General features: G+C 71.7%; 1 protein-coding gene. It reads right to left on the bottom strand.

What is annotated here, in order from left to right:
* Nucleotides 1-63 precede the first annotated feature (63 nt).
* Nucleotides 64-24,936, bottom strand: a complete 24,873-nt coding sequence (locus ACIQD6_RS07275) for a type I polyketide synthase (RefSeq protein ID WP_401879577.1) — start codon at nt 24,934-24,936, stop codon at nt 64-66.
* Nucleotides 24,937-25,122 lie beyond the last annotated feature (186 nt).

The following is a 25,122-nucleotide window of genomic DNA, read 5'->3' as shown; positions in this document are numbered from 1 at the left end:
GAACGGATGGCTGGACGCGTCGGCAGGGCAGCGACGGTGTCGGTGCTGCCCTGCCGACCCGGGCTACATCGGCCTCACGCGCTTCATGGCCAGCTGTATGAGACTGTCGGCGCCCATCGAGTCGAGGCCTCCGGATTCGCTGCCTTCTTCGGTGGATTCCGCCGCGGTGGCGGTTCCGGCATCCGTATCTCCGTTGCTTCCGTTGGTTCCGTTGGTCCCGTTGCTCCCGTTGGTTCCCTTGGACCCGTTGGTTCCGTTGGATCCCTTGGTTCCCTTGTTGTCGTTGGCCTCGGCGAGCCGGCGCAGGATGTCCAGCACACCCGACTCCCGCAGCCGCGGCATCGGAATCGCCGACAGCAACTCCCTCACCTGCGGGTCCACCCCGTCATCTGCGGCACCGGCGTCTCGCCCGGTGTCCGCCGCCGGGGCGGCGTCGGCGAGCAGGCGCTCGCGCAGGACCTGAACGAGTGCTTCGGGCGTCGGGTGGTCGAAGATCAGCGTCGCCGGGAGCGTCAGCGCGGTGGCCGAGTTGAGCCGGTTGCGCAGTTCCACCGCGGTCAGCGAGTCGAAGCCGAGGTCACGGAACGCCCTGGCGGGATCGACCGCCGCGGCGGACGCGTGCCCGAGCACCGAGGCGACCTGGGACTGTACGACCTCCAGCAGCATCCGGTCCTGTTCGGGCGCCGGAAGCCCCAGCAGCCGTCGGACCAGACCGTCGCCGCCACCGGAGGACGCTTGGTCTGCCGCACGCCGCTGCCGTGCCGCTGCCGGGACCAGGCCGTGCAGCATGCTGGGCAGGCTGTCCCGGCGCTCGGCAAGGGTCGTCGTCCGCAGGGTGACGGGGAGCGCCACCGGCTCGTTGATCTGGAGGGCGGTGTCCAGGAGGGCCAGCGCGTCGTCGGTGGACAGCGGCGGGAAGCCCTGACGGCGCATCCGGGCGAGGTCGGCCTCGGCCACCCTGCCGCCCATACCGTCGGTGTTCTCCCACATACCCCAGGCCAGCGACACCCCCGGGAGGCCCTGGGCACGGCGGGCCGTCGCCAGCGCGTCGAGTACGGCGTTGCCCGCCGCGTAGGCGGCCTGGCCGGCGGTGCCGATCACTCCGGCGATCGAGGAGTACAGCACGAACGCGCCGAGGTCCGACTTCGCGGTCAGGTCGTGCAGGTGCAGCGCGGAGTCCGCCTTGGCGGCGAGGACCCGGGCCAGTCGCTCGGGGGTCAGGTCGGTGATCATCCCGTCGTCCAGCACTCCGGCCGTGTGGATGACTCCGGTGAGCGGAACCTGCTCCGGGATGTTCTCCAGCACTCCGGCCAGCGCCTCGCGGTCGCTGACGTCGCAGGCGCTGATGGTGACCCGCGCGCCCAGTCCGGTCAGTTCCCGTTCGAGTTCGAGCGCGCCGGGGGCGTCGGGGCCTCGGCGCGAGAGCAGCAGCAGGTTCCGGACCCGGTGCCGGGTGACGAGGTGGCGTGCCACCACCGCGCCGAGACCGCCGGTGCCGCCGGTCACCAGGACGGTGCCGGACTCCTGCCACGGTGCCGGGACGGTCAGCACCACCTTGCCGATGTGCTTGGCCTGGCCCAGGAACCGGAATGCCTCCGGGGCTCGGGCGATGTCCCAGGTGGTGCTCGGGATCGGCCGTAGCGCGTTCTCCTCGAAGAGCTCCAGCAGGACGGCCATCATCTCGCCGATCCGCTGCGGGCCCGCCTCGATCACGTCGAACGCCTGGTAGGCGACGCCCTGGTGGGCGGTCCTGACCTCGTCCGCGTCGCGGATGTCGGTCTTGCCCATTTCCACGAACCGGCCGCCCGGCTTGGTCAGCCGCAGCGACGCGTCGACGAACTCACCGGCCAGGCAGTCCAGTACGACATCCACCCCGGTCCCGTCCGTGGCGCGCGAGAAGGTCTCCTCGAACTCCGTCGTACGGGAGGAGGCGATGCGCCCGGCGTCGACACCGAGCCCGCGGACGGCGGGCCACTTGGCCTGGCTCGCGGTCGCGAACACCTCGGCGCCCAGATGCTGGGCGAGTTGCACGGCCGCCATACCGACACCACCGGCGGCCGCGTGGATGAGGATCGACTCGCCCGCCCGCAGACCGGCGAGGTCCACGAGGGCGTAGTAGGCGGTCAGGTACACGATCGGCACCGATGCCGCCTGCGCGTAGGACCAGCCGCGTGGGATCCGCGCCAGGACGCGGGCGTCCGCGATCGCCGTGGGGCCGAAGCAGCCGTCCAGCATGCCCATCACCCGGTCGCCCACGGACCAGCCCGTCACGTCCGGGCCGACCTCCAGGATCACGCCCGCGCCTTCCAGGCCCAGGCGGCCGGCGTCACCGGGGTACATACCCAGGACGTTCAGTACGTCCCGGAAGTTGATCCCCGCGGCGCGCACGCCGACCCGGACCTGGCCGGGCAGCAGGGGCCGCATGTCCTCACGTACCGGGGCGATGCCGTCCAGCCGGCCCTGGGCGACGATGTCCAGCCGCCAGCCGAGCCCGGATCCCAGGTCGGATTCCGGGGTGACGGGCGGCACGAGCACCCCGCCCGAGCCCATGCGGGCGATACGGGGCAGCAGCACCTCGCCGTGCCGTACGGCCAGTTGCGCGTCGCCCGCCGCCGCGAGGCCGTGCAGCCGCTCGGCCAGTGCCCGGTAGGACTCCTGGTGACCGTCGGTGTCGGCGAGGACGAAGCGGTCCGGGTTCTCGGTGATGGCCGCGCGGACCAGACCCCACACTCCGGCGCCGGACACGGTGCCGAAACCGCCGCCCGCGCCACTGCCCGCGCTGCTCGCGAGACCGGGCCGGACAGGCTCCTCGCCCGGCGCCGCGGAGATGTCGACGGCGCCTTCGGTCAGCACGGCGAGCCGGGCCCCGGAGAGCCGCTCGTCGGCCAGCCATGCCCGTACGACGGCCAGTACGCCGGTGACGGTGTCGGTGACCCCGTCGGTACTCGCCTCGCCGTCAACGGCGGTGTGGTGAAGGGAAAGCAGCACCGTGTCGGGCGTCTCGGCGCCGCCGTCCAGGGCCGCGCCGAGCGCGGTGAGGTCGGCGTACTCGGGCGCGCCGAGGCCTGTGGCACGCCAGCCGTTCCGGGAGCCGTCGGTGTGGCCGGGCGTGCCGTCGTCCGTGGCACGCCCACCGTTCGGGGAGCCGCCGAGTCCGGTCAGGACCGCCCAGCGGCCCGAGGGGGCCGGGGCCCGGTCGGCGGGTGCCGGAGTCCAGTCGAGCCGGAAGAGGCTGTCGGAGGCCGGTGAGCCGGCTCCGGCCAGGTCGGCGGGCGACATCGGGCGCAGCACCAACGACTCGACCTCGGCGACCGGTTCACCGGCGGTGTCGGCCACCCGCAGGGCCACCTCGCCGGTGCCGCGTACGGTCAGGTGTACGCGCACGGCGGCGGCGCCCACCGCGGACAGCGTCACACCGGACCACAGGAACGGCAGTGACGCGCCGTCCGTCGCCCCCTCGCGCAGTCCGAGGGAGTGCAGGACGGTGTCGAGCAGCGCGGGGTGCAGTCCGAACGCGGCCGCGTCGCTGGACAGTGAATCGGGCAGGGCCGCCTCGACGTAGAAGTCCTCGCCGTGCCTCCAGACCTCGCGCAGGCCCTGGAAGGCCGGGCCGTAGACGAGACCTCCGTCGGCGAGCCGCTCGTACAGCCCGTCGGTCAGCACCGGTTCGGCGCCGGGGGGCGGCCACGCGGTCAAGTCCCATTCAGGGGCGGCCTGTTCGCCAGCGGCCTGTTCGCCAGCGGTCGGTTCGGCGGCGAGGGTGCCGGTGGCGTGCAGGGTCCACGGCTGGTCGGACGTGGAGTCCTGGGGGCGCGCGTACACCTTCAGCGGGCGGCGCAGCTCGTCCGGGGAGTCGGTGGAGTCGGCGGGCTCGACGCCGATCTGCACCTGCACCGCCCCGTCGGCGGGCAGGACCAGCGGCGCCCGCAGCGTCAGCTCCTCTACTCGCCCGTGGCCGACCTGGTCGCCTGCCCGCAGGGCGAGTTCGACGAGGGCGGTTCCCGGGACGACGATCGAACCGGCGACGGCGTGGTCGGCCAGCCAGGGGTGGGAGCGTACGGAGAGGCGCGCCGTGAACAGCACTGTCTCCGACCCCGCCACGGTCACCGTCGCGCCCAGCATCGGGTGCCCGGTGACGCCCAGCCCGAGGCCGTCGGCGTCGGTGGCCGGAGAGGTGGCCTCCAGCCAGAACCGCTCACGCTGGAAGGCGTACGTCGGCAGCTCCGCCCGCCGGGCGCCGGTCCCGGCGAACACGGCCGCCCAGTCGACCCGGGCACCGCGTACGAACAGCTCGGCCACGGCTGCCATCACCGTCTCCGCCTCGGCGCGGCCCTTGCGCAGCACCGGGACGGCCACGGTGTCGGAAGTGCTCTGGGCCAGCGAGGTCAGGACCGGGTCGGGGCCGACCTCCAGCAGTTTGGCCGCTGCCTGCTCGCCGGTGGTGGTGAGCAGCGCGTCGTGGAACCTGACGGGCCGGCGGATCTGCTCGGTCCAGTAGGCGGCCGCCGTCCAGTCACCGTCGGCAAGCGCCTGTCCGGAGACGGTACTAACGGCCGGGAGCGTCGGCTCCCGGTAGTCGACCGTCGCGGCGATCGCGCCGAACTCCGCCAGCATCGGCTCCATCAACGGCGAATGGAACGCGTGACTGACCCGCAGCCGGGACACGCGACGCTCCTGCTCACGCGCCACCGACATGGCCTGTTCGATCGCGGCCTCGTCACCGGAAACCACGACCGCCGTGGGCCCGTTCACCGCAGCGACCACAATCCGCGTGCCGTCCGACAGCCCGGCCAGCATCTCCATGACCTCGGCCTCGGAGGCCTCGATCGCCGCCATCGCACCACCCTCGGGCAGCGCCTGCATCAACCGCGCACGCCCCGCCACCAACCGAGCCCCGTCGGCCACATCGAACACACCCGCCGCATACGCGGCAGCGAACTCACCGATCGAATGACCGAAGACCACATCCGGGCTCGTGCCCCAGGAACGGAGCAGCTCCACCAACGCCACCTGCACGGCGAACAACAACGACTGCGCATAACCCGTCCGGTCCAGCAGCGCAGCCGCGTCCGAACCCTCCGCCGCGAACAACACCTCCCGCACCGGAACCCCGAAGCCCGCCACACCACTCAACTCGGCGTCCAACAGACCACAGACCTCGTCCAGAGCCTGGGCGAACACCGGGAACGCGGCGTGGAGTTCGCGGCCCATCCCCAGCCGCTGACTGCCCTGGCCCGTGAACATCCAGGCCGTACGGCCCTCGGCCACCGTGCCCGACACCACCGACACACCACCCAGGTCCGCGAGACCCGCCCGCAGAGCATCCCGGTCAGCCCCGAGCACCACCGCACGCCGCTCCAACGCCGCACGAGTCGTCACCAACGACAGACCCACATCCAACGCATCGGCATCCCGCTCGTCCCGCTCGTCCAGGAACTCCGCCAAGCGCCCGAGCTGCCCTTCCAGAGCACCGGAGTTGCGTCCCGACAGCACCCACGGCACGACCGGCAACTCCGCCGTCGGCCGCTCCTCGGCCACGGCCGGGACCGTCTCGGGAGCCTCCTCGATAATCACGTGCGCGTTCGTGCCACTGATCCCGAACGACGAGACACCCGCACGACGGACACGCTCTCCGCGAGACCACTCGCGGCCCTCGGTCAGCAGCCGGACCGCTCCGGCCTCCCAGTCCACGTGGGAGGAGGGCTGGTCCACATGGAGTGTCTGCGGCAGCTGACCGGCGCGCAGAGCCATCACCGTCTTGATGACACCCGCCGCACCGGCGGCCGCCTGGGTGTGCCCGATGTTCGACTTGATCGATCCCAGCCACAGCGGATCGTCATCGGTACGAGCCTGACCGTAGGTGGCGAGGAGAGCCTGCGCCTCGATCGGGTCACCCAGCTTCGTACCCGTACCGTGCGCCTCCACGACGTCCACGTCGGACGCCGACAGCCGCGCGGAGGACAACGCTTGGCGGATCACGCGCTGCTGCGACGGACCGTTCGGCGCCGTCAGACCATTCGACGCACCGTCCTGATTGACCGCGCTCCCGCGCACCACCGCCAGGACCTGGTGTCCCCGGCGCCGGGCCTCGGACAGCCGCTCCAGTACGAGCACACCGGCGCCCTCCGCCCAGCCCGTGCCGTCGGCCGCGTCGGCGAAGGACTTGCACCGGCCGTCGGCGGCCAGGCCGCGCTGCCGGGAGAACTCGACGAAGGTGGCGGGCGTGGCCATCACGGTGACGCCGCCGGCCAGGGCCGTGTCGCACTCCCCTGACCGCAGCGCCTGGCAGGCCAGGTGGAGCGAGACCAGCGACGACGAGCAGGCGGTGTCGACGGTGACGGCGGGGCCCTCGAAGCCGAAGACGTAGGAGATCCGGCCGGAGAAGACACTGCCCGCGTTGCCGTTGCCGAGGAAGCCCTCGACCTCGTCGGGTACGGCGTGCAGCCGGGACGAGTAGTCGTGGTACATCAGGCCCGCGAACACACCGGTCGCCGAACCGCGCAGCGAGTGCGGGTCGATGCCCGCCCGCTCCAGCGCCTCCCACGAGGTCTCCAGCAGCAGCCGCTGCTGCGGGTCCATCGCGAGGGCCTCACGCGGCGCGATCCCGAAAAGCTCCGCGTCGAAGTCGGCTGCGTCGTGCAGGAATCCGCCTTCGCGTACGTACGACGTACCGGCGTGATCCGGGTCGAGGTCGTAGAGGCCGTCGAGGTCCCAGTCACGGTTGGTGGGGAAGCCGGAGATGCCGTCGCCGCCGGAGGTGACGAGCCGCCAGAGCGTCTCGGGTGAGGTGATCCCGCCCGGGTAGCGGCAGCCCATGCCGACGATCGCGATGGGCTCGTCGGCCATGGCCGGGACCCGGCCCGTTACGGCGGAACTCTCCTGTCCGGGCTCTCCGAACTCTTCGAGTCCTTCGGACTCTTCGGCCCCGAGCAGTTGTTCGCGGAGGAACCCGGCGAGCGCGGCGGGGCTGGGGTGGTCGAACACGAGAGTCGCGGGCAGCCGCAATCCGGTCGCGCTGTTGAGGTGGTTGCGCAGTTCCACCGACGTCAGTGAGTCGAACCCGAGGTCCTTGAAGGCACGCACCGGATCCACGGCGGCGGCCGAGGAGTGGCCGAGCACCAACGCGACCTGGGACTGCACCACGTCCCGCAGCACCCGGTCCTGCTCGGCGGCGGGCAGGCCGCGCAGCCTGCGCGCCAGTACGTTCTCGTCACCGTCGGCGGCCTGTCCGGCGACGCGGCGCCGCCCGGCCGCCGGGACGAGTCCGAACAGCACGCTGGGCAGGCTGTCCCGGCGCTTCGCGAGGGCCGTGGTGTTCAGCCTCACCGGCAGGGCGAGGACTTCACCGGAGCGCAGGGCGACGTCCAGCAGGGTGAGCGCGTCCTCGTTGGTGAGCGCGGAGAAGCCCTGGCGGCGCAGCCGGGCCAGATCGGCCTCGCCGAGGCGGCCTCCCATGCCGTCGGTGTGTTCCCACATGCCCCATGCGAGCGACACACCGGGCAGGCCCTGGGCACGCCGGGAGGTGGCGAGCGCGTCGAGCACGGTGTTGCCCGCAGCGTAGGCCGCCTGACCGGGTGCGCCGACGATTCCCGCGAGGGCGGAGAAGAGGACGAACGCGTCGAGTTCGAGCGTGGCGGTCAACTCGTGCAGATGCAGGGCGGATTCGGCCTTGGCGGCCAGCACCCGGGCCAGCCGCTCCGGGGTCAGGTCGGTGATCATCCCGTCGTCGAGGACACCGGCCGTGTGCACCACGCCGGACAGCGGGGCGGCCTCGGGTATGGCGTCGAGCGCCCGGGACAGCGCGTCGCGGTCGGCGACATCACAGGCGGCGATGGTGACGTCCGCGCCGAGGCCGGTGAGTTCGCGTCGCAGCTCGTCCGCGCCGGGGGCCTGCGGGCCACGGCGGGAGAGCAGCAGCAGGTTCCGTACGCCGTGGGTGGTGACGAGATGGCGTGCGACCAGCGCGCCGAGCCCGCCGGTGCCGCCGGTCACGAGGACCGTGCCCTCCGGTCGCCACGGGGCTGAGGCGCCGGTGTCCGCCGTTGTGGCAGAGGCGCCTGTGTCCGCCGGTGTGGCGGGGGTGGTCGTACGGCCGACGCGTGGCAGCAGCACCGTGCCCCGACGGACCGCGAGTTGGCTTTCCCCTGCTTCGGCAAGGCCGGTCAGGCTCGCGGTCAGCGCCTCGTACGACTCCGGCGTGCCGTCGACGTCGGCCAGCGCGAACCGGCCCGGGTGCTCGCTGATGGCCGAGCGCACCAGGCCCCAGACGCCGGCGGCGGCCAGGTCATCGGCTTCCGGATCACCGGTTTCCAGGTCACCGATTTCCAGGTCATCGGCCGCCAGGTCATCGGTTTCCAGGTCCTGTCCGGTCGATGTCGCGGGCCCGGTAAGGGCTGGCCGCACAGGGCCCGGGACCGCGCCCGAGGTGAGCGCGACCAGGCGGGACCGGCCGAGCCGAGGTTCGTCCAGCCACTGCCGTACGGCATCGAACACGCCGCCGACGACGTCGGTGGGCCTCGCCGCGCGGGCGACGGGGAGCAGCACGGTGTCGGGAGTCGCGGCGCCGCCGTCCAGTGCGGTGATCAGTTCGGCGAGGTCGGCGTAGCGGGTCATCGGGAGCCCGGTGTCCGGGCGTACGTCGCCGAGCACGGCCCAGGCGTCCGGCTCGCCGGTCCGCGCGGAGGGTGCCGAACCGGGCTGTGCGTCGCCGGTCGGTGTCCCGCCGGTCGGTGCCTGGATCCAGTCGAGCCGGAAGAGGCTGTCGGCCGCCGGGGAAGCGGCGGCGGTCAGCCCGGTGGCCGAGACCGGCCGCAGTACCAGTGTGTCGACCTCGGCCACCGGCTCACCGGCCGCGTCGGCCACCCACAGCCCGACCTCGCCCGGCGCGCGGACGGACAGCCGGGCGCGCAGCGAGGAGGCGCCGACGGCCGACAGCGACACACCGGACCACAGGAAGGGCAGCAGCGCCTTGCGGCGGCCGTCCGGTCCAGCCTCGGTGTCGGGTGCGGTACCGGCCTCCGTGTCGGGTTCGGTGTCCTCGATCCCGAGTGCGTGCAGTACGGCGTCGAACAGCGCGGGGTGCACCCCGAAGCCGGCCGCTTCTCGCGCGTTCTCCTCGGGCAGGGCGGCCTCGACGAACAGGTCGTCGCCGCGCCGCCAGATCTCCCGCAGGCCACGGAAGGCCGGACCGTACGCCATGCCCGTCTCGGCCAACCGCTCGTACAGCCCGTCGACCGGCACCGGTTCCGCGTCGGCGGGCGGCCAGACGCGCAGGTCCCAGTCGGCGGCGGGCGCTCCGGTGGTCAGAGTGCCGGTGGCGTGCAGGGTCCACGGCTGCTCGGCCGGGGCACCGTCCTCGCGGGAGTAGATCCGTACGGCCCGCGAGGTGTCGCCCTCGGCGGTCTCGATGCCGATCTGCAGCTGGGCCGCGCCGTCCCGGGCCAGCATCAGCGGGGCTTGCAGGGTCAGGTCCTCCACCCGGTCGCAGCCGACCTGGTCGCCGGCCTGCACCGCGAGTTCGACAAAGGCGGTGCCGGGCAGCACGACGGTGTCGCCGACGACATGGTCGGCCAGCCACGGGTGGGTCGCTACGGACAGCCGCGAGGTCAGTACCGTCGCGTCCGATCCGGCCAGTCGCACGGCGGCGCCGAGCAGCGGGTGTCCGGTGGCGCCGAGGCCGAGCCCGTTCGCGTCGAGCGCCGGGCGGGCGGGCTCCAGCCAGAACCGCTGCCGCTGGAAAGCGTACGTCGGCAGCTCGATCCGGCGAGCTCCGGTTCCCTCGAACACGGCGCCGGGGTCGATGTCCGCACCGCGTACGTACAGTTCGGCGACGGCGGTGAGTACGGTCCGGGCCTCGTCGTGGCCCGCGCGCAGCGCCGCCACGGCCACCACCGGATCCGTCACCGACTGAGCCAGCGTGCTCAGAACCGGATCAGGACCGATCTCCAGAAGACGGCTCGCGCCCTCCTCCCCGGTCGCCGTCCCCAACGCGTCAGAGAAGCGGACCGGCTCACGGACCTGACGCACCCAGTACTCCGGACTCGCCCAACCCGCCTCAGCCACCACCTCACCGGTGACCGTACTGACCGCCGAAGTAGCCGGCTGCCGGTAGTCGACACTCGCCGCTATCTGCCCGAACTCCGCCAGCATCGGCTCCATCAACGGAGAGTGGAACGCATGGCTGACACGCAGCCGGGACACACGGCGGCCTTGCTGACGCGCCACCGCCATCACGCGCTCGACCGCGTCCTCATCACCGGAAATGACCGCAGCCGCAGGCCCGTTCACCGCAGCGACCACAACGCGGCCATCCCCGGAAAGCCCAGCCAGGATGTCAGCGACCTCGGCCTCAGACGCCTCGATCGCCGCCATCGCACCACCCGCAGGCAGCGCCTGCATCAACCGCGCACGACCCGCCACCAACCGGGCCGCATCCGCCAGGTCAAACACACCAGCCGTATACGCAGCCGCGAACTCACCGATCGAATGACCGAGCACCACATCCGGACCCGTGCCCCAGGAACGGAGCAGTTCCACCAAAGCCACCTGGACCGCGAACAACGCCGACTGCGCATACCCGGTCTGATCGAGCAGCGCCGCCGCGTCCGAACCCTCCGCAGCGAACAGCACCTCCCGCACCGGTATCTCGAAGCCCGTCGCACCATCCAACTCGGCGTCCAGCAGCCCACATACCTCATCCAGGGCCCGCGCGAACACCGGGAACGCGGCGTGGAGTTCACGCCCCATCCCGATGCGCTGACTGCCCTGCCCCGTGAACATCCACCCCGTACGCCCCTCAGCGACCACACCGGACACAGCAGTCGTGTCACCGTCGGCGAGCGCGCGCACGCCCTCTCGCAGTGTGTCCAGGTCGGCACCGAGGACAACGGCACGGTGGTCCAGCGCGGCGCGGCTCGTCGCGAGTGAGTAGCCCACGTCGGCCGGGGACGGGTCCCGCTCCTCCAGAAGCGCCACCAGCCGGGCGGCCTGGCCGCGCAGGGCCTCCGGGGTCCGGCCGGACAACATCCAGGGAACCACGGCAAGTTCGGCCGAGACCGGGCCCGGGGCCGAGGCCGGGTCCCCGGAGGACCGCTCTGCCTCGGCAGCGGGGGCGTCCTCGGGGGCCTGCTCGATGATGACGTGCGCGTTGGTGCCGCTGATCCCGAACGCCGATACTCCCGCGCGGCGGGGACGGTCCGCTTCCGGCCACGGTACGGGCTCGGTCAGCAGCTCGACGGCCCCGGCCGCCCAGTCCACGTGGGACGACGGACGATCCACGTGAAGGGTCGGCGGGAGTTGCTGGTTCCGGAGCGCCAGCACCATCTTGATGACCCCCGCAGCACCGGCGGCGGCCTGGGTGTGGCCGATGTTCGACTTCACCGATCCCAGCCACAGCGGCTCGGCCTCGTCCCGCCCCTGCCCGTACGTGGCGAGCAGGGCCTGCGCCTCGATGGGGTCACCGAGCCGGGTTCCGGTGCCGTGCGCCTCTACGGCGTCCACCTCGGACGGGGCCAGGCGAGCGGCGGCGAGAGCTTGCCGGATGACGCGCTGCTGGGAGGGTCCGTTGGGAGCGGTGAGACCGTTGGACGCACCGTCCTGGTTGACCGCGCTGCCCCGTACGACCGCGAGCACCGGATGTCCCAGGCGTCGCGCGTCCGAGAGGCGTTCGAGTACGAGGACACCGGCGCCCTCGGACCAGCCCGTACCGTCCGCGCCCTCACCGAACGCCTTGCACCGGCCGTCCGGAGCGAGTCCGCCCTGTCGGGAGAACTCGACGAAGGCCGCCGGGGTGGACATGACCGTCGCACCGCCCGCGAGAGCCATCCGGCATTCCCCGGAGCGCAGTGCCTGGCTCGCCAGGTGCAGGGCCACCAGCGCCGACGAGCATGCCGTGTCGACCGTCACCGCCGGGCCTTCGAGACCCAACGCGTACGAGATCCGGCCGGAGATCACACTGGCCGCCGAACCCGTACCGACAAAACCCTCCACACCCTCCAACCGGCCACCCACGGTCTGTAGGTAGTCCTGGCCGTTGGTCCCCGTGAACACACCGGTCGCCGAGCCGCGCAGGGACAGCGGATCGATGCCCGCCCGCTCCAGCGCCTCCCACGATGTCTCCAGCAGCAGCCGCTGCTGCGGATCCATGGCGAGGGCCTCACGCGGGGAGATGCCGAACAACTCGGCGTCGAACTCCGCCGCGTCATGCAGGAATCCCCCGACGCGCACGTACGACGTGCCCGATTGGCCCGGCTCGGGGTCGTACAGCCCGTCGACATCCCAGCCCCGGTCGGCCGGGAACGGCGAGAGACCGTCACCGGCCGAGGACAGCAGATCCCAGAATGCCCCGGGGGAATCGACGCCGCCCGGGAAACGGCAGCCCATGCCCACGATCGCGATCGGGTCGTCCGTGGCATCGGCCGCACCGACCGGTGTGCTGTGCCCTGGGATGACGTCCGCCCCAGGCGTCTCTCCCACGATCTGTTCACGCAGGAACGCCGCGAGCGCGGAGGGGGTCGGGTGGTCGAATACGAGCGTGGCGGGCAGCGGCAGAGCGGTGGCCTGGGCCAGGCGGTTACGCAGATCGACGCCGGTAAGGGAGTCGAATCCGAGGTCCTTGAACGCCCGGCCGGGGTCGATCGTCGCGCCCGAGGAATGCCCGAGCACGGTGGCGACCTGAGCCTGGACCAGTGTGAGCACCATCCGGCGCTGCTCGGCCGCCGAACGGCCACGCAGCCTGGTCGCCAGTTCACCGCCGTTCCCGGTGGCGGGGGCGGCCACCGGGGTCACTCCGGGCAAGTCGGCCATGAGCGGGCTGGGCCGGTTGAAGGTGAGGGCGGGCGCGAAGCGTTCCCAGTCGACATCGGCCACGACCTGGGACGCGCGGTCACCGTCCAGCACGGTCCGCAGCGAGGCGATGGCACGATCCGGGGCAAGCGGGCGCAGACCCAGGCGGCGGAAGTGCTCCGCCACGGTCGAGTCGGCGGCCATGCCGTCGCCGCCCCACGGCCCCCACGCCACCGACGCAGCGGCCAGACCCAGACCACGCCGATACTGCGCGAGGGCATCCAGGTACGCGTTGGCGGCACCGTAAGCCGCCTGGCCGGCGTTGCCGACGACACCGGCGATGGACGAGAACAGGACGAAGGCATCAAGCTCCCGGTCAGCCGTCAGCTCATGCAGATGGCGTGCGGCGTCCGCCTTCGCCGTCAGGACCCGTGCCAACCGCTCAGGCGTCAACTCGGCCGCCAGACCGTCCTCAAGAACCCCAGCCGTATGCACAATCCCCGACAGCGGGAACTCCTCGGGGATGCCGTCCAGCACCGCCCGCACAGCCTCACGATCAGCGACATCACACGCCACGAACGTAACCCCGGCACCCAACTCGGCTATCTCACACCGCAGTTCCTCCACCCCGGGGGCCTGATCACCACGACGGGACACCAGCACCAGATGCTCGGCACCGGAAGACGCCAACCAGCGCGCCACATGCCCACCCAACGCACCCGAACCACCAGTGACCAACACCGTGCCACGCGGCGACCAGCTCACCCCGCGCCCCGCACCGGCCGAGTCGGGCACCAGACGGGCCACGAAAGCACCAGAGGACCGCACCGCTACCTGATCCTCACCCCCGGCACCCGCCAGTACCGACACCAACCGGGACAGACTCCGCCCGTCCGCGTCCTCCGGCAGATCGACCAGACCACCCCAACGCTCAGGCTGCTCCAACGCCACCGTACGACCCAAACCCCACACCTGAGCCGCCGCAGGATCCGCCAACAACTCACCGGAGCCCACCGATACCGCAGAACGCGTCACACACCACACACGCGCCGTGGAATCAGCGTCCGCCAATGCCTGCACCAGAGTCAGCGTCATCTCGGCTGTCGACAGCAGGGACAGGACCCCGACCGCCTCGGCGCGGGCTACGTCCTCGGTACGGAGCCGGTCGGCCAGGGACTCCCGACTGTCCTCGGCACCGACCCGTACGACCGTCACCTCCGCACCCGACGCCTCCAGAGCCTCAACCACCGCTCCGTACGCGTCAGTTCCCTCCGGAACCGCCACCAGCCAAGAACCCGACAACCGGGCACTGGCCGGCAACCGCACCGGCTTCCACATCACCCGATACTTCCACCCCGACAACGCCACCTGCTCACGCTGCCGCCTCCGCCAATCCGACAACACCGGCAGAACAGAACCCAACGACGAACCCGCATCGACACCGAGCTCACCCGCCAGAGACTCCGCATCACCCCGCTCAACCAAATCCCAGAACTCACCGTCACCACCGCCACCAAGTTCCACCCGCTGCCCGGCCACAACATCCGGCACGGCGTCCGGCAGCCAGAACCGCTCACGCTGGAACGCATACGTCGGCAGACCCACCCGCCGAGCACCAGTCCCCGCGAACACCGCCGCCCAGTCGACCGTGGCCCCGCTCACGAACATCCGGGCCACGGCCGCCATCAACGTCCCGGACTCGTCATGTCCCTTCCGCAGAACCGCCACCGCGTCGACGGCATCCGCGTCAACGTCGTCCGCGTCGGCGACCACGTGCTGGGCGAGACCGCTGAGTACCGGATCGGGCCCGAGCTCCAGCAGTCGGCCGGCGCCCTGTCCGGCAGTCGCGGTCACGACGGCGTCGCGGAAGCGCACCGGGCGGTGGATTTGGTTCACCCAGTACTCCGGGGTGGCCCAGTCCGCCGCGCCCACCGGCTTTCCGGTGACTGTGCTGACCGCCGGAAGGCCTGGCTGCCGGTAGTCGACGGTGGCCGCGATCCGCGCGAAGTCGTCCAGCATCGGCCGCATCAGCGGGGAGTGGAAGCCGTGGCTCACCCGCAGCAGGGTCACCCGACGGCCCTGCTGCCACGCCCAGTCCAGGGCCGCCTCGACCATGGTGTCGTCGCCGGAGACGACCACGGCTCGGGGACCGTTCACCGCGGCGATGGCCAGCCGCTCGTCGTCCAGGAGGCCGCCGAGCAGTTCGGTGACCTCGGCCTCGGTGGCCTCGATCGCCGCCATCGCACCACCTTCGGGCAGCGCCTGCATCAACCGCGCACGACCCGCCACCAACCGGGCCCCGTCGGCCAGATCAAACACACCCGCCGCGTACGCAGCCGCGAACTCACCGATCGAATGACCGAGCACCACATCCGGACCCGTGCCCCACGACCGCAGCAACTCCACCAGAGCCACCTGCACAGCGAACAACAACGACTGCGCATAACCCGTCCGGTCCAGCAGCGCCGCCGCGTCCGAGTCCTCCGCCGCGAACAACACCTCCCGCAGCGGCACGTCGAAGCCCGCCACACCACTCAACTCGGCGTCGAGCAGCTCGCAAACCTCGTCCAGGGCCCGCGCGAACACCGGGAACGCGGCGTGGAGTTCACGCCCCATCCCGACACGCTGACTGCCCTGACCGGTGAACATCCACCCCGTACGACGCCCGTCCGCAACCACACCGGAGACAGCCGTCGTGTCACCGTCGGCGAGCGCGCGCACGCCCTCTCGCAGTGTGTCCAGGTCGGCGCCGAGGACAACGGCACGGTGGTCCAGCGTCGCGCGCGTCGTACCCAGGGAGAGCCCGATGTCGAGAGGAGAACCTGAGAAACCGTCGTGGTCATCGAGGAAGGCCGCCAGGCGGCCCGCCTGGTCCCGTACCGCCTGCGCGGTCCTGCCCGAGAGAACCCAGGGCACCACCGTCGGGCGTACCGAGGGGAGTGCGCCGACCACCACCGGTTCCAGGGCGGGCGGCTCCTCCAGGATGACGTGGGCGTTGGTGCCGCTGATCCCGAACGAGGAGACGCCTGCCCGGCGCGCGCGCTCACCACGCGGCCACTCCCGTGCCTCGCTCAGCAGCCGTACGGCACCCGCGTCCCAGTCCACCCGGGACGAGGGCTCATCCGCGTACAGCGTCTTCGGCAGCCGCTCCTCGCGCAAGGCAAGGATCATCTTGATCAGTCCCGCCACACCGGCGGCGGCCTGGGTGTGACCGATGTTCGACTTCACGGACCCCAGCCACAACGGATCGTCGTCACCGCGATCCTGACCGTACGTCGCGAGAAGCGCCTGCGCCTCGATCGGGTCACCCAGACTCGTACCCGTACCGTGCGCCTCCACCGCGTCCACCTCGGACACCGAAAGCCCGGCAGCGGAGAGCGCCTGCCGGATCACACGCTGCTGCGAGGGACCGTTCGGCGCCGTCAGACCGTTCGACGCACCATCCTGATTCACCGCCGAACCACGCACCACCGCAAGCACGTTGTGGCCCAGTCGGCGCGCATCGGACATCCGCTCCACGACCAGTACACCGGCGCCCTCGGACCAGCCCGTACCGTCCGCGCCCTCACCGAACGCCTTGCAGCGCCCGTCCGGCGCCAGCGCCCGCTGCCGGGCGAAGTCCACGAACAGGTCCGGGGTCGCCATGACGGTGGTACCGGCGGCCAGGGCCATCCGGCACTCCCCCGAGCGCAGCGCCTGGGCGGCCATGTGCAGGGCCACCAGCGCCGACGAGCACGCGGTGTCCACAGTGACCGCGGGCCCCTCCAGACCCAGGGCGTACGAGACCCGGCCGGACAGGACACTGGCCGCTGAACCGGTGGTCACATAGCCCTCGACGTCCGTGGTCAGGCCGCGCGAGGTGTGCTGGTAGGTCTGGCCGTTGGTCCCGGCGAACACACCGGTCGCCGAGCCGCGCAAGGACAGCGGGTCGATGCCCGCCCGCTCCAGCGCCTCCCACGACGTCTCCAGCAACAGCCGCTGCTGCGGATCCATCGCCAGCGCCTCACGCGGCGAAATCCCGAACAACCCCGCGTCGAACTCGGCCGCGTCCTCGATGAACCCGCCGACGCGCACGTACGTCGTACCCGAATGGCCGGGGTCGGCGTTGAACAGCCCGTCGACGTCCCAGCCCCGGTCGGCGGGGAACGGCGAGAGGCCGTCGCCCGCCGAGGACAGCAGGTCCCACAACGCCTCGGGCGAGTCGACCCCACCGGGGAACCGGCATCCCATGCCCACGACGACGATCGGGTCGTCGTCGGCGCCCAGTGGCGCGAGCGCCACGTCGGCGGGCTCGATCCCGTCGGCCGTGACACCGAGCAGCTGTCCGCGCAGGAAGGCCGTGAGCGCGGCGGGCGTCGGGTGGTCGAAAATCAGTGTGGTGGGGAGCCGCAGGGCGGTCGCGGCGGCGAGCCGGTTACGGAAGGCGACAGCGGTGAACGAGTCGAAGCCGAGGTCCTTGAAGGCCCGCACCGGGTCGATCGTCGCCGGTGTCGCGTGCCCGAGCGCGGCTGCGGCCTGCGCCAGCACGATGTCGAGCAGTACGCGGTCCTGTTCGGCGACGGGTCGGTCCCGGAGTTGGCTCGCCAGTTCACCGCCCGCCGGATCGGACGGGGCAGCGGCTCGTACTCGGGTCTGGGCCGCTACCTCGGGGAGGTCGCCGATCAGCGGGCTGGGGCGGGTGAATGTCGCTGCGGCAGCGAAGCGTTCCCAGTCGACATCGGCCACGACCTGGGATGCGCGGTCACCGTCAAGCACGGTCCGCAGGACGGCGATGGCACGTTCCGGAGCAAGCGGGCGCAGACCCAGGCGGCGGAAGTGCTCCGCCACGGTCGAGTCGGCGGCCATGCCGTCGCCGCCCCACGGCCCCCACGCCACCGACGTAGCGGCCAGACCCAGACCACGCCGATACTGCGCGAGGGCATCCAGGTACGCGTTGGCGGCACCGTAAGCCGCCTGTCCGGCGTTGCCGACGACACCGGTGATCGAGGAGAACAGGACGAAGGCGTCAAGCTCCCGGTCGGCCGTCAGCTCATGCAGATGACGTGCCGCGTCCGCCTTCGCCGCCAGCACCCGCGCCAACCGCTCAGGCGTCAGCTCGGCGGCCAGACCGTCCTCAAGTACCCCAGCGGTGTGCACAATCCCCGAGAGAGGCGACTCCTCGGGGATGCCGTCCAGCACCGCCCGCACAGCCTCACGATCAGCGACATCACACGCCACGAACGTAACCTCGGCACCCAACTCGGCCAGCTCACGCTCCAGTTCCTCCACGCCGGGGGCCTGATCACCACGACGGGACACCAGCACCAGACGCTCGGCACCGGAAGACGCCAACCAGCGCGCCACATGCCCACCCAACGCACCCGAACCACCGGTCACCAGCACCGTGCCGCCAGGCTGCCAACTCTGCCCATGACCTGTACCGGCCGAGTCGGGCACCAGACGGGCCACGAAAGCGCCCGAGGACCGTACCGCTACCTGATCCTCACCCCCGGCACCCACCAACACAGACACCAACCGGGACAGACTCCGCCCGTCCACGTCCCCCGGCAGATCAACCAGACCACCCCAACGCTCAGGCTGCTCCAACGCCACCGTACGACCCAAACCCCACACCTGAGCCGACACCGGATCCGCCAACAACTCACCCGAACCGACCGACACCGCCCCACGCGTCACACACCACACAGGCGCCGTCAGACCTGCGTCCGCAACCGCCTGCACCAGAGTCAGCGTCATCTCGGCGGTAGACAGCAGGGACAACACACCGCTCGGACCAGCGGAATCAGTCGGCTCGGCACGGAGCCGGTCGGCCACGGTCTCCCGACTGTCCTCGGCACCGACCCGTACGACCGCCACCTCCGCACCCGACGCCTCCAGAGCCTCAACCACAGCTCCGTACGCGTCAGTTCCCTCCGGAACCGCCACCAACCAAGAACCCGACAACCGGGCACTGGCCGGCAACCGCACCGGCTTCCACATCACCCGATACTTCCACCCCGACAACACCACCTGCTCACGCTGCCGCCTCCGCCAATCCGACAACACCGGCAGAACAGAACCCAACGACGAACCCGCATCAACCCCCAGCTCACCCGCCAGAGACTCCGCATCACCCCGCTCAACCAAATCCCAGAACTCACCGTCACCACCGCCACCGAGTTCCACCCGCTGCCCGGCCACAACATCCGGCAACCAGAACCGCTCACGCTGGAAGGCGTACGTCGGCAGTTCCACCCGCCGGGCGCCCGTCCCGGTGAAGTACGCGCCCCAGTCGACGTCGGTGCCCCGTACGTACAGTTCGGCGACGGCCGTGAGCACGGTCCGGGCCTCGTCGTGGCCCGCGCGCAGGGCAGCCACGGCCACCGCAGGATCCGTCACCGACTGGGCCAGCGTGCTCAGAACCGGGTCAGGACCGATCTCCAGAAGACGGCTCGCGCCCTCCTCCACGGTCGCCGTCCCCAACGCGTCATAGAAGCGGACCGGCTCACGGACCTGACGCACCCAGTACTCCGGACTCGCCCAACCCGCCTCAGCCACCACCTCACCGGTGACCGTACTGACCGCCGAAGTAGCCGGCTGCCGGTAGCCGACACTCGCCGCTACCTGCCCGAACTCCGCCAGCATCGGCTCCATCAACGGCGAATGGAACCCATGGCTCACCCGCAGCCGGGACACACGGCGGCCTTGCTGACGCGCCACCGCCATCACACGCTCGACCGCGTCCTCATCACCCGAAACCACCACAGCCGCAGGCCCGTTCACCGCAGCGACCACAACGCGGCCATCCCCGGAAAGCCCAGCCAGGATCTCCACGACCTCGGCCTCAGACGCCTCGATCGCCGCCATCGCACCACCCGCAGGCAGCGCCTGCATCAACCGCGCACGACCCGCCACCAACCGGGCCGCATCCGCGAGATCAAACACACCCGCCGCATACGCAGCCGCGAACTCACCGATCGAATGACCGAGCACCACATCCGGACCCGTGCCCCAGGAACGGAGCAGTTCCACCAAAGCCACCTGGACCGCGAACAACGCCGACTGCGCATACCCGGTCTGATCGAGCAGCGCCGCCGCGTCCGAACCCTCCGCAGCGAACAGCACCTCCCGCACCGGTATCTCGAAGCCCGTCGCACCATCCAACTCGGCGTCCAGCAGCCCACATACCTCATCCAGGGCCCGCGCGAACACCGGGAACGCGGCGTGGAGTTCACGCCCCATCCCGATGCGTTGACTGCCCTGCCCCGTGAACATCCACCCCGTACGCCCCTCAGCGACCACACCGGAGACCACGGAGTCATCGTCGTCGGCCCAGTTCATGACGCTGGAACGCAGAGCGGTGTAGTCGGTGCCCAGCACCACGGCGCGGTTCTCGAAAGCCGCGCGGGTGGTCGCCAGCGACAGGCCCAGGTCGGTGGCCGAGGAGTCCGGGACCTCGTCGAGGAGCGTGGCGAGCCGTCCGGCCTGGGCCCGTACCGCCTCGGCCCCGCGACCGGAGAGAACCCAGGGCACCACGGGAGGCTGTGTCGGGGACGGCTCGTCCACGACGCCGCGGGCGGGCTCGGCTTCCGGAACGTGCTCGATGATGGTGTGCGCGTTGGTGCCGCTGATCCCGAACGACGACACACCCACGCGGCGGGGACGGCCCGCCTCCGGCCACTGCACAGGCTCGGTCAGCAGCTTGACGACGCCGGTCGACCAGTCGACGTACGGGGTGGCCTCGCTCGCGTGGAGCGTGCGCGGCAGCACACCGTGGTGCATCGCCATGACCATCTTGATGACCCCGGCGACGCCCGCCGCGGCCTGGGTGTGCCCGATGTTGGACTTGAGCGAGCCGAGCCACAGCGGCTGGTCCTCGCCCCGGTCGGTCCCGTACGCGGCGATGACGGCGTCGGCCTCGATCGGGTCGCCCAGGGTGGTGCCCGTTCCGTGGGCTTCGAGCGCGTCGATGTCGGCCGGCACGAGCCCGGCGTTGGTGAGGGCCTGGCGGATGACCCGCTGCTGGGAGGGGCCGTTGGGGGCGGTGAGGCCGTTGGACGCGCCGTCCTGGTTGACCGCGCTGCCCCGTACGACGGCCAGCACCTGGTGGCCGTGGCGGCGGGCGTCGGAGAGGCGTTCGACGAGGAGCATGCCCGCGCCCTCGGCCCAGCCGGTGCCGTCGGCGCCGGCCGCGAAGGGCTTGCAGCGGCCGTCGGCGGAGAGCCCGCGCTGCTGGCTGAACTCGACGAACATGCCGGGGGTGGCCATGACGGTCGCGCCGCCCGCGAGGGCCATGTCGCACTCGCCCTGGCGCAGGGCCTGGCAGGCGAGGTGAAGGGCCACCAGGGAGGAGGAGCAGGCGGTGTCGACGGTGACCGCGGGGCCTTCGAAGCCGAAGGTGTAGGCGAGGCGGCCGGAGGCGACGCTGTTGGACGTGCCGGTCAGGGCGTGCCCTTCGGTGCCCTCGGACACCTCGTGCAGACGCGGGCCGTAGTCGTTGTGCATGACACCGGCGAAGACGCCGTTCGCGCTGCCGCGCAGGGTCGCGGGGTCGATGCCGGCGCTCTCGAACGCTTCCCAGGCGGTCTCCAGCAGCAGTCGCTGCTGCGGGTCCATCGCCAGTGCCTCACGCGGGGAGATGCCGAAGAAGTCCGCGTCGAACTCGGCTGCCTCGTGGAGGAAACCGCCGTGCCGGGTGAAGGTCTTGCCGGGTCGGCCGGGCAGCGGGTCGTACAGCCCTTCGGTGTCCCAGCCCCGGTCGGCGGGGAAGGCGGAGATCGCGTCGCCTCCGGCGGCGACGAGCCGCCACAGCTCGTCCGGGGAGTCCACACCGCCGGGGAGCCGGCAGCCCATGCCGACGATGGCGATCGGCTCGTCGGCGGTGGGCGCGGCGGGAGCAGGTGCGGCGGCAGTGTGCGGTGTGTCGGCCGCCAGCGCGGCGAGGTGGCCGGCGAGCGCGGCGGGTGTGGGGTGGTCGATGGCGACGGCGGTCCCGAGTCGCAGCCCGGTCGCGGTGGCGAGCTGATTGCGCAGCTCGACCAGGGTGAGTGATTCGAGGCCCAGTTCCTTGAAGGTGTGGCTGGGCTGGACCGCGTCCGGGGAGGGGTACCCGGCAACTGCGGCGACGTGGGCGCGGACGAGTTCGAGCACCGTGCGCTGCCGCTGGGCCGGAGTGAGAACGGCGATCTGGCTCGCCCAGGACGGCCCTTCAGCCCCGTCGAATCCGTCGGATCCGTCTGATCCGTCGAATCCGTCTGATCCGTCGGACTCTGCCGAGGCGGCCGGGCCGGTGGTTTCGGCGAGTGCGCCGTTGGCGGCCGTGTGGCCTGGCGCCATCGGCGGCCTGGGGCCGTAGCCGTCGGCGGTGGCGGATTCGGCCAGCCAGAAACGACGGCGCTGGAAGGCGTAGGTCGGCAGCGGGAGTCGGCGGGGCGGGTCGGTGAGCATGGTGCCGAACACCGCGGGCCAGTCGATGCCGGCGCCGTACATGTGCGCCTCCGTCAGGGAGGTCACAAACCGGTCGAGGCCGCCCTCGCCACGACGGAGCGAGCCCACGCAGGCGGCCTCGTGTCCGGCCGCTTCGGCGGTCTCGCCCACCCCCGCCGCCAGGACGGGATGCGGGCTCATTTCGATGAAGATCCGGTGACCCTCGTCGAGGAGTCCGTCGACGGCCCGGTCGAAGCGCACGGGGTTGCGCAGGTTTTCGTACCAGTACCCGGCGTCGAGTTCCAAGGCGTCGAGCCGTGCGCCTGTCATCGCCGAGTGGAAGGGGATGTCCGTGGGTGTCGGTGTGATGTCGGGCAGCGCGTCCAGCAGCGCTTCGCGGATCTCATCGATCTGGGGCGAGTGCGAGGCGTAGTCGACGGGCATCCTGCGGGCGCGCACGCCCTCGGCGGTGAGGGTCGTCACGAGGTCGTCCAGCGCCTCGGGGGCGCCCGCGACGACGACGGAACCGGGCCCGTTGACCACGGCGACGGACAGATCGGTGCCCCGGCGTTCCAGCCGGGCGGTGATGTCGTCGAGCGGGAGCGCGACGGATACGAGGCCGCCCCGGCCGGAGAGTTCCGCGATCACCTGGCTCCGCAGGGACACCAGGGCCGCGCCGTCCGCCAGGGTCAGGGCGCCCGCAGCGCAGGCCGCGGCGATCTCGCCCTGGGAGTGGCCGACGACGGCGGCGGGCTCGACCCCGTACGAATTCCACAGCCCGGCCAGGGAGACCATCACCGCCCACAGCACCGGCTGGACGACGTCGGCGGCGTCCAGCCCGGGGGCACCCGGCACCCCGCGTACGACGTCGGACAGGGACCACGGCACATGCGGGTCGAGCGCTTCGGCGCACTCCTCCATCCGCGCGGCGAAGACCGGGGAAGTGTCGAGGAGATCGGCCGCCATGCCGGCCCACTGCGAGCCCTGGCCGGGGAAGACGAAGACCGGCCGCTCGCCGGACCGGCCGGTGCCGCGTACGACGCCGGGGGCGATGCCGCCGGTGGTCAGGGCATCCAGGCCCTGGAGGAAGTCGGCCCGGTCGGCGGCGAGGACGGCGGCGCGGCAGGTGAAGTCGGTGCGGGTGGTGGCCAGGGAGAAACCGATGTCGGCCGGATCCGTCGCGGGGTTGTCCCGGAGGTGCGCCCGTAGCCGCCTGGCCTGGGCACGCAGCGCGGTCTCGGTACGGCCGGAGATCATCCAGGGGAGCACGGGGCGCGGCGCCGTGTCAGCGTCGGCGTCGGCCGTATCGACGGTGGCGGCGTCGGCTTCGGCCGCATCAGCGTCGGCGGCGTTGGCCGTACGGTCCTGGGCCTCGGTGATCGTACGGTCCTGGGCCTCCGGGGCCGTACGGTCCTGGCCGGGCACCGGACGACCCTGCGCGGTGGGGGCGTCGGCCAGGATCATGTGACAGTTGGTGCCGCCCATGCCGAAGGCGCTCACCCCTGCCACGAGCGGCTGCTCGGGGCGCTCCCAGCCGCCGAGTTCGCGCTGTACCCGCAGGCGCAGTTCATCGAGCGGGATCTCGGGGTTGGGGGTCTCGTGGTTGAGGGTGGGCGGGATCTCGCGGTGCCGGATGGCGAGGGCCGTCTTGATGAGCCCGACGATTCCGGCGGCGCCTTCGAGGTGGCCGACGTTGGTCTTGGCCGAGCCGACGGCCAGGGGGCGGTCGGCGGGGCGGGCGGCGCCCAGGACGGCACCGAGGGCGGAGGCCTCGATGGGGTCGCCGACCTTGGTGCCGGTGCCGTGCAGCTCGACGTACTGGACCCGCGCCGGGTCCACTCCGGCCCGCTCGTAGGCGAGTCGGAGCACCTCCTGCTGGGCGTGCGGGTTGGGGGTGGTCAGCCCGTCGCCGCCGCCGTCGTTGTTGACCTCGCTGCCGAGGATGACGCAGTGGACGGTGTCGCCGTCGGCGAGGGCGCGGGACAGCGGCTTGAGGACGACGAGGCCGCCGCCCTCTCCACGTACGTAGCCATTGGCGCGGGCGTCGAAGGTGAAGCAACGGCCGTCGGGTGACAGGCCGCCGAACTTCTCGACGGCGGCGGTGCCCTCCGCGAGCAGGTTGAGGTTGACACCGCCGGCGACGGCAAGTGTGGACGTGCCCCTGCGCAGGCTCTCGCAGGCCAGGTGGACGGCGACGAGCGACGACGACTGTCCCGTGTCGACGGTCAGGCTCGGCCCGTGCAGGCCCATGAAGTACGAGACGCGGTTGGCGATGATGCTGCGGTGAACGCCGGTGAGGCTGTGCCGGGTGAGACCGTCGGGACCCTGCCGGCGGGCCAGGGCCGCGTAGTCGTCGGCGATGGCGCCCACGAAGACCGCGCAGTCGCTGCCCCTGAGCGATTCGGGGACGATTCCCGCGTTCTCCAGGGCTTCCCAGCTGAGTTCCATGGTCAGCCGCTGTTGCGGGTCCATGGTGGTGGCTTCGCGGGGTGAGATCCCGAAGAAGCCCGGGTCGAACCGGTCGACCTGGTCGAGGAACCCGCCCCAGCGGATGCCTGTCTCCCCCGGAACCGAGGTCTCCCAGCGGCCGGGCGGCGCCTCCTCGACGGCGTTCACACCGGACCGCAGGGTCCGCCAGAACGTCTCGGGGTCCTGCCCCTGGGGAAGCCGGCAGGAGAGACCCACGACGGCGATCGGCTCGTCCCGCCCGGCGAAGGCCGGTGAAGGGTCGATCAGTTCGCGCACCATGCCGAGCTGCGGGGAATCGTCACCCGGGAAGGCGGCGGCCGGGTGGGCAGGCGTGGTGGAGCGAGCTTGATCGGACACGTTCTCTCCCGCTGTGTCGGGGCGAAGCCGCAATGTGGCGGTGGGATGGCTCTCCCGGCCCGGACGGCCGCCGTGCACGTGTGCGGGACGCCACGGGGATGGCCGCCG

This window comes from Streptomyces sp. NPDC088400, assembly GCF_044753355.1.
In the GTDB taxonomy this organism is placed as follows: Bacteria; Actinomycetota; Actinomycetes; order Streptomycetales; family Streptomycetaceae; genus Streptomyces.
This window is presented reverse-complemented; position numbering and strand designations above follow the sequence as displayed.

What these genes read in the sequence shown, in the direction of transcription:
- ACIQD6_RS07275 (WP_401879577.1), bottom strand. Translation starts at nt 24,936, where the DNA reads ATGGTGCGCGAACTGATCGACCCTTCACCGGCCTTCGCCGGGCGGGAC.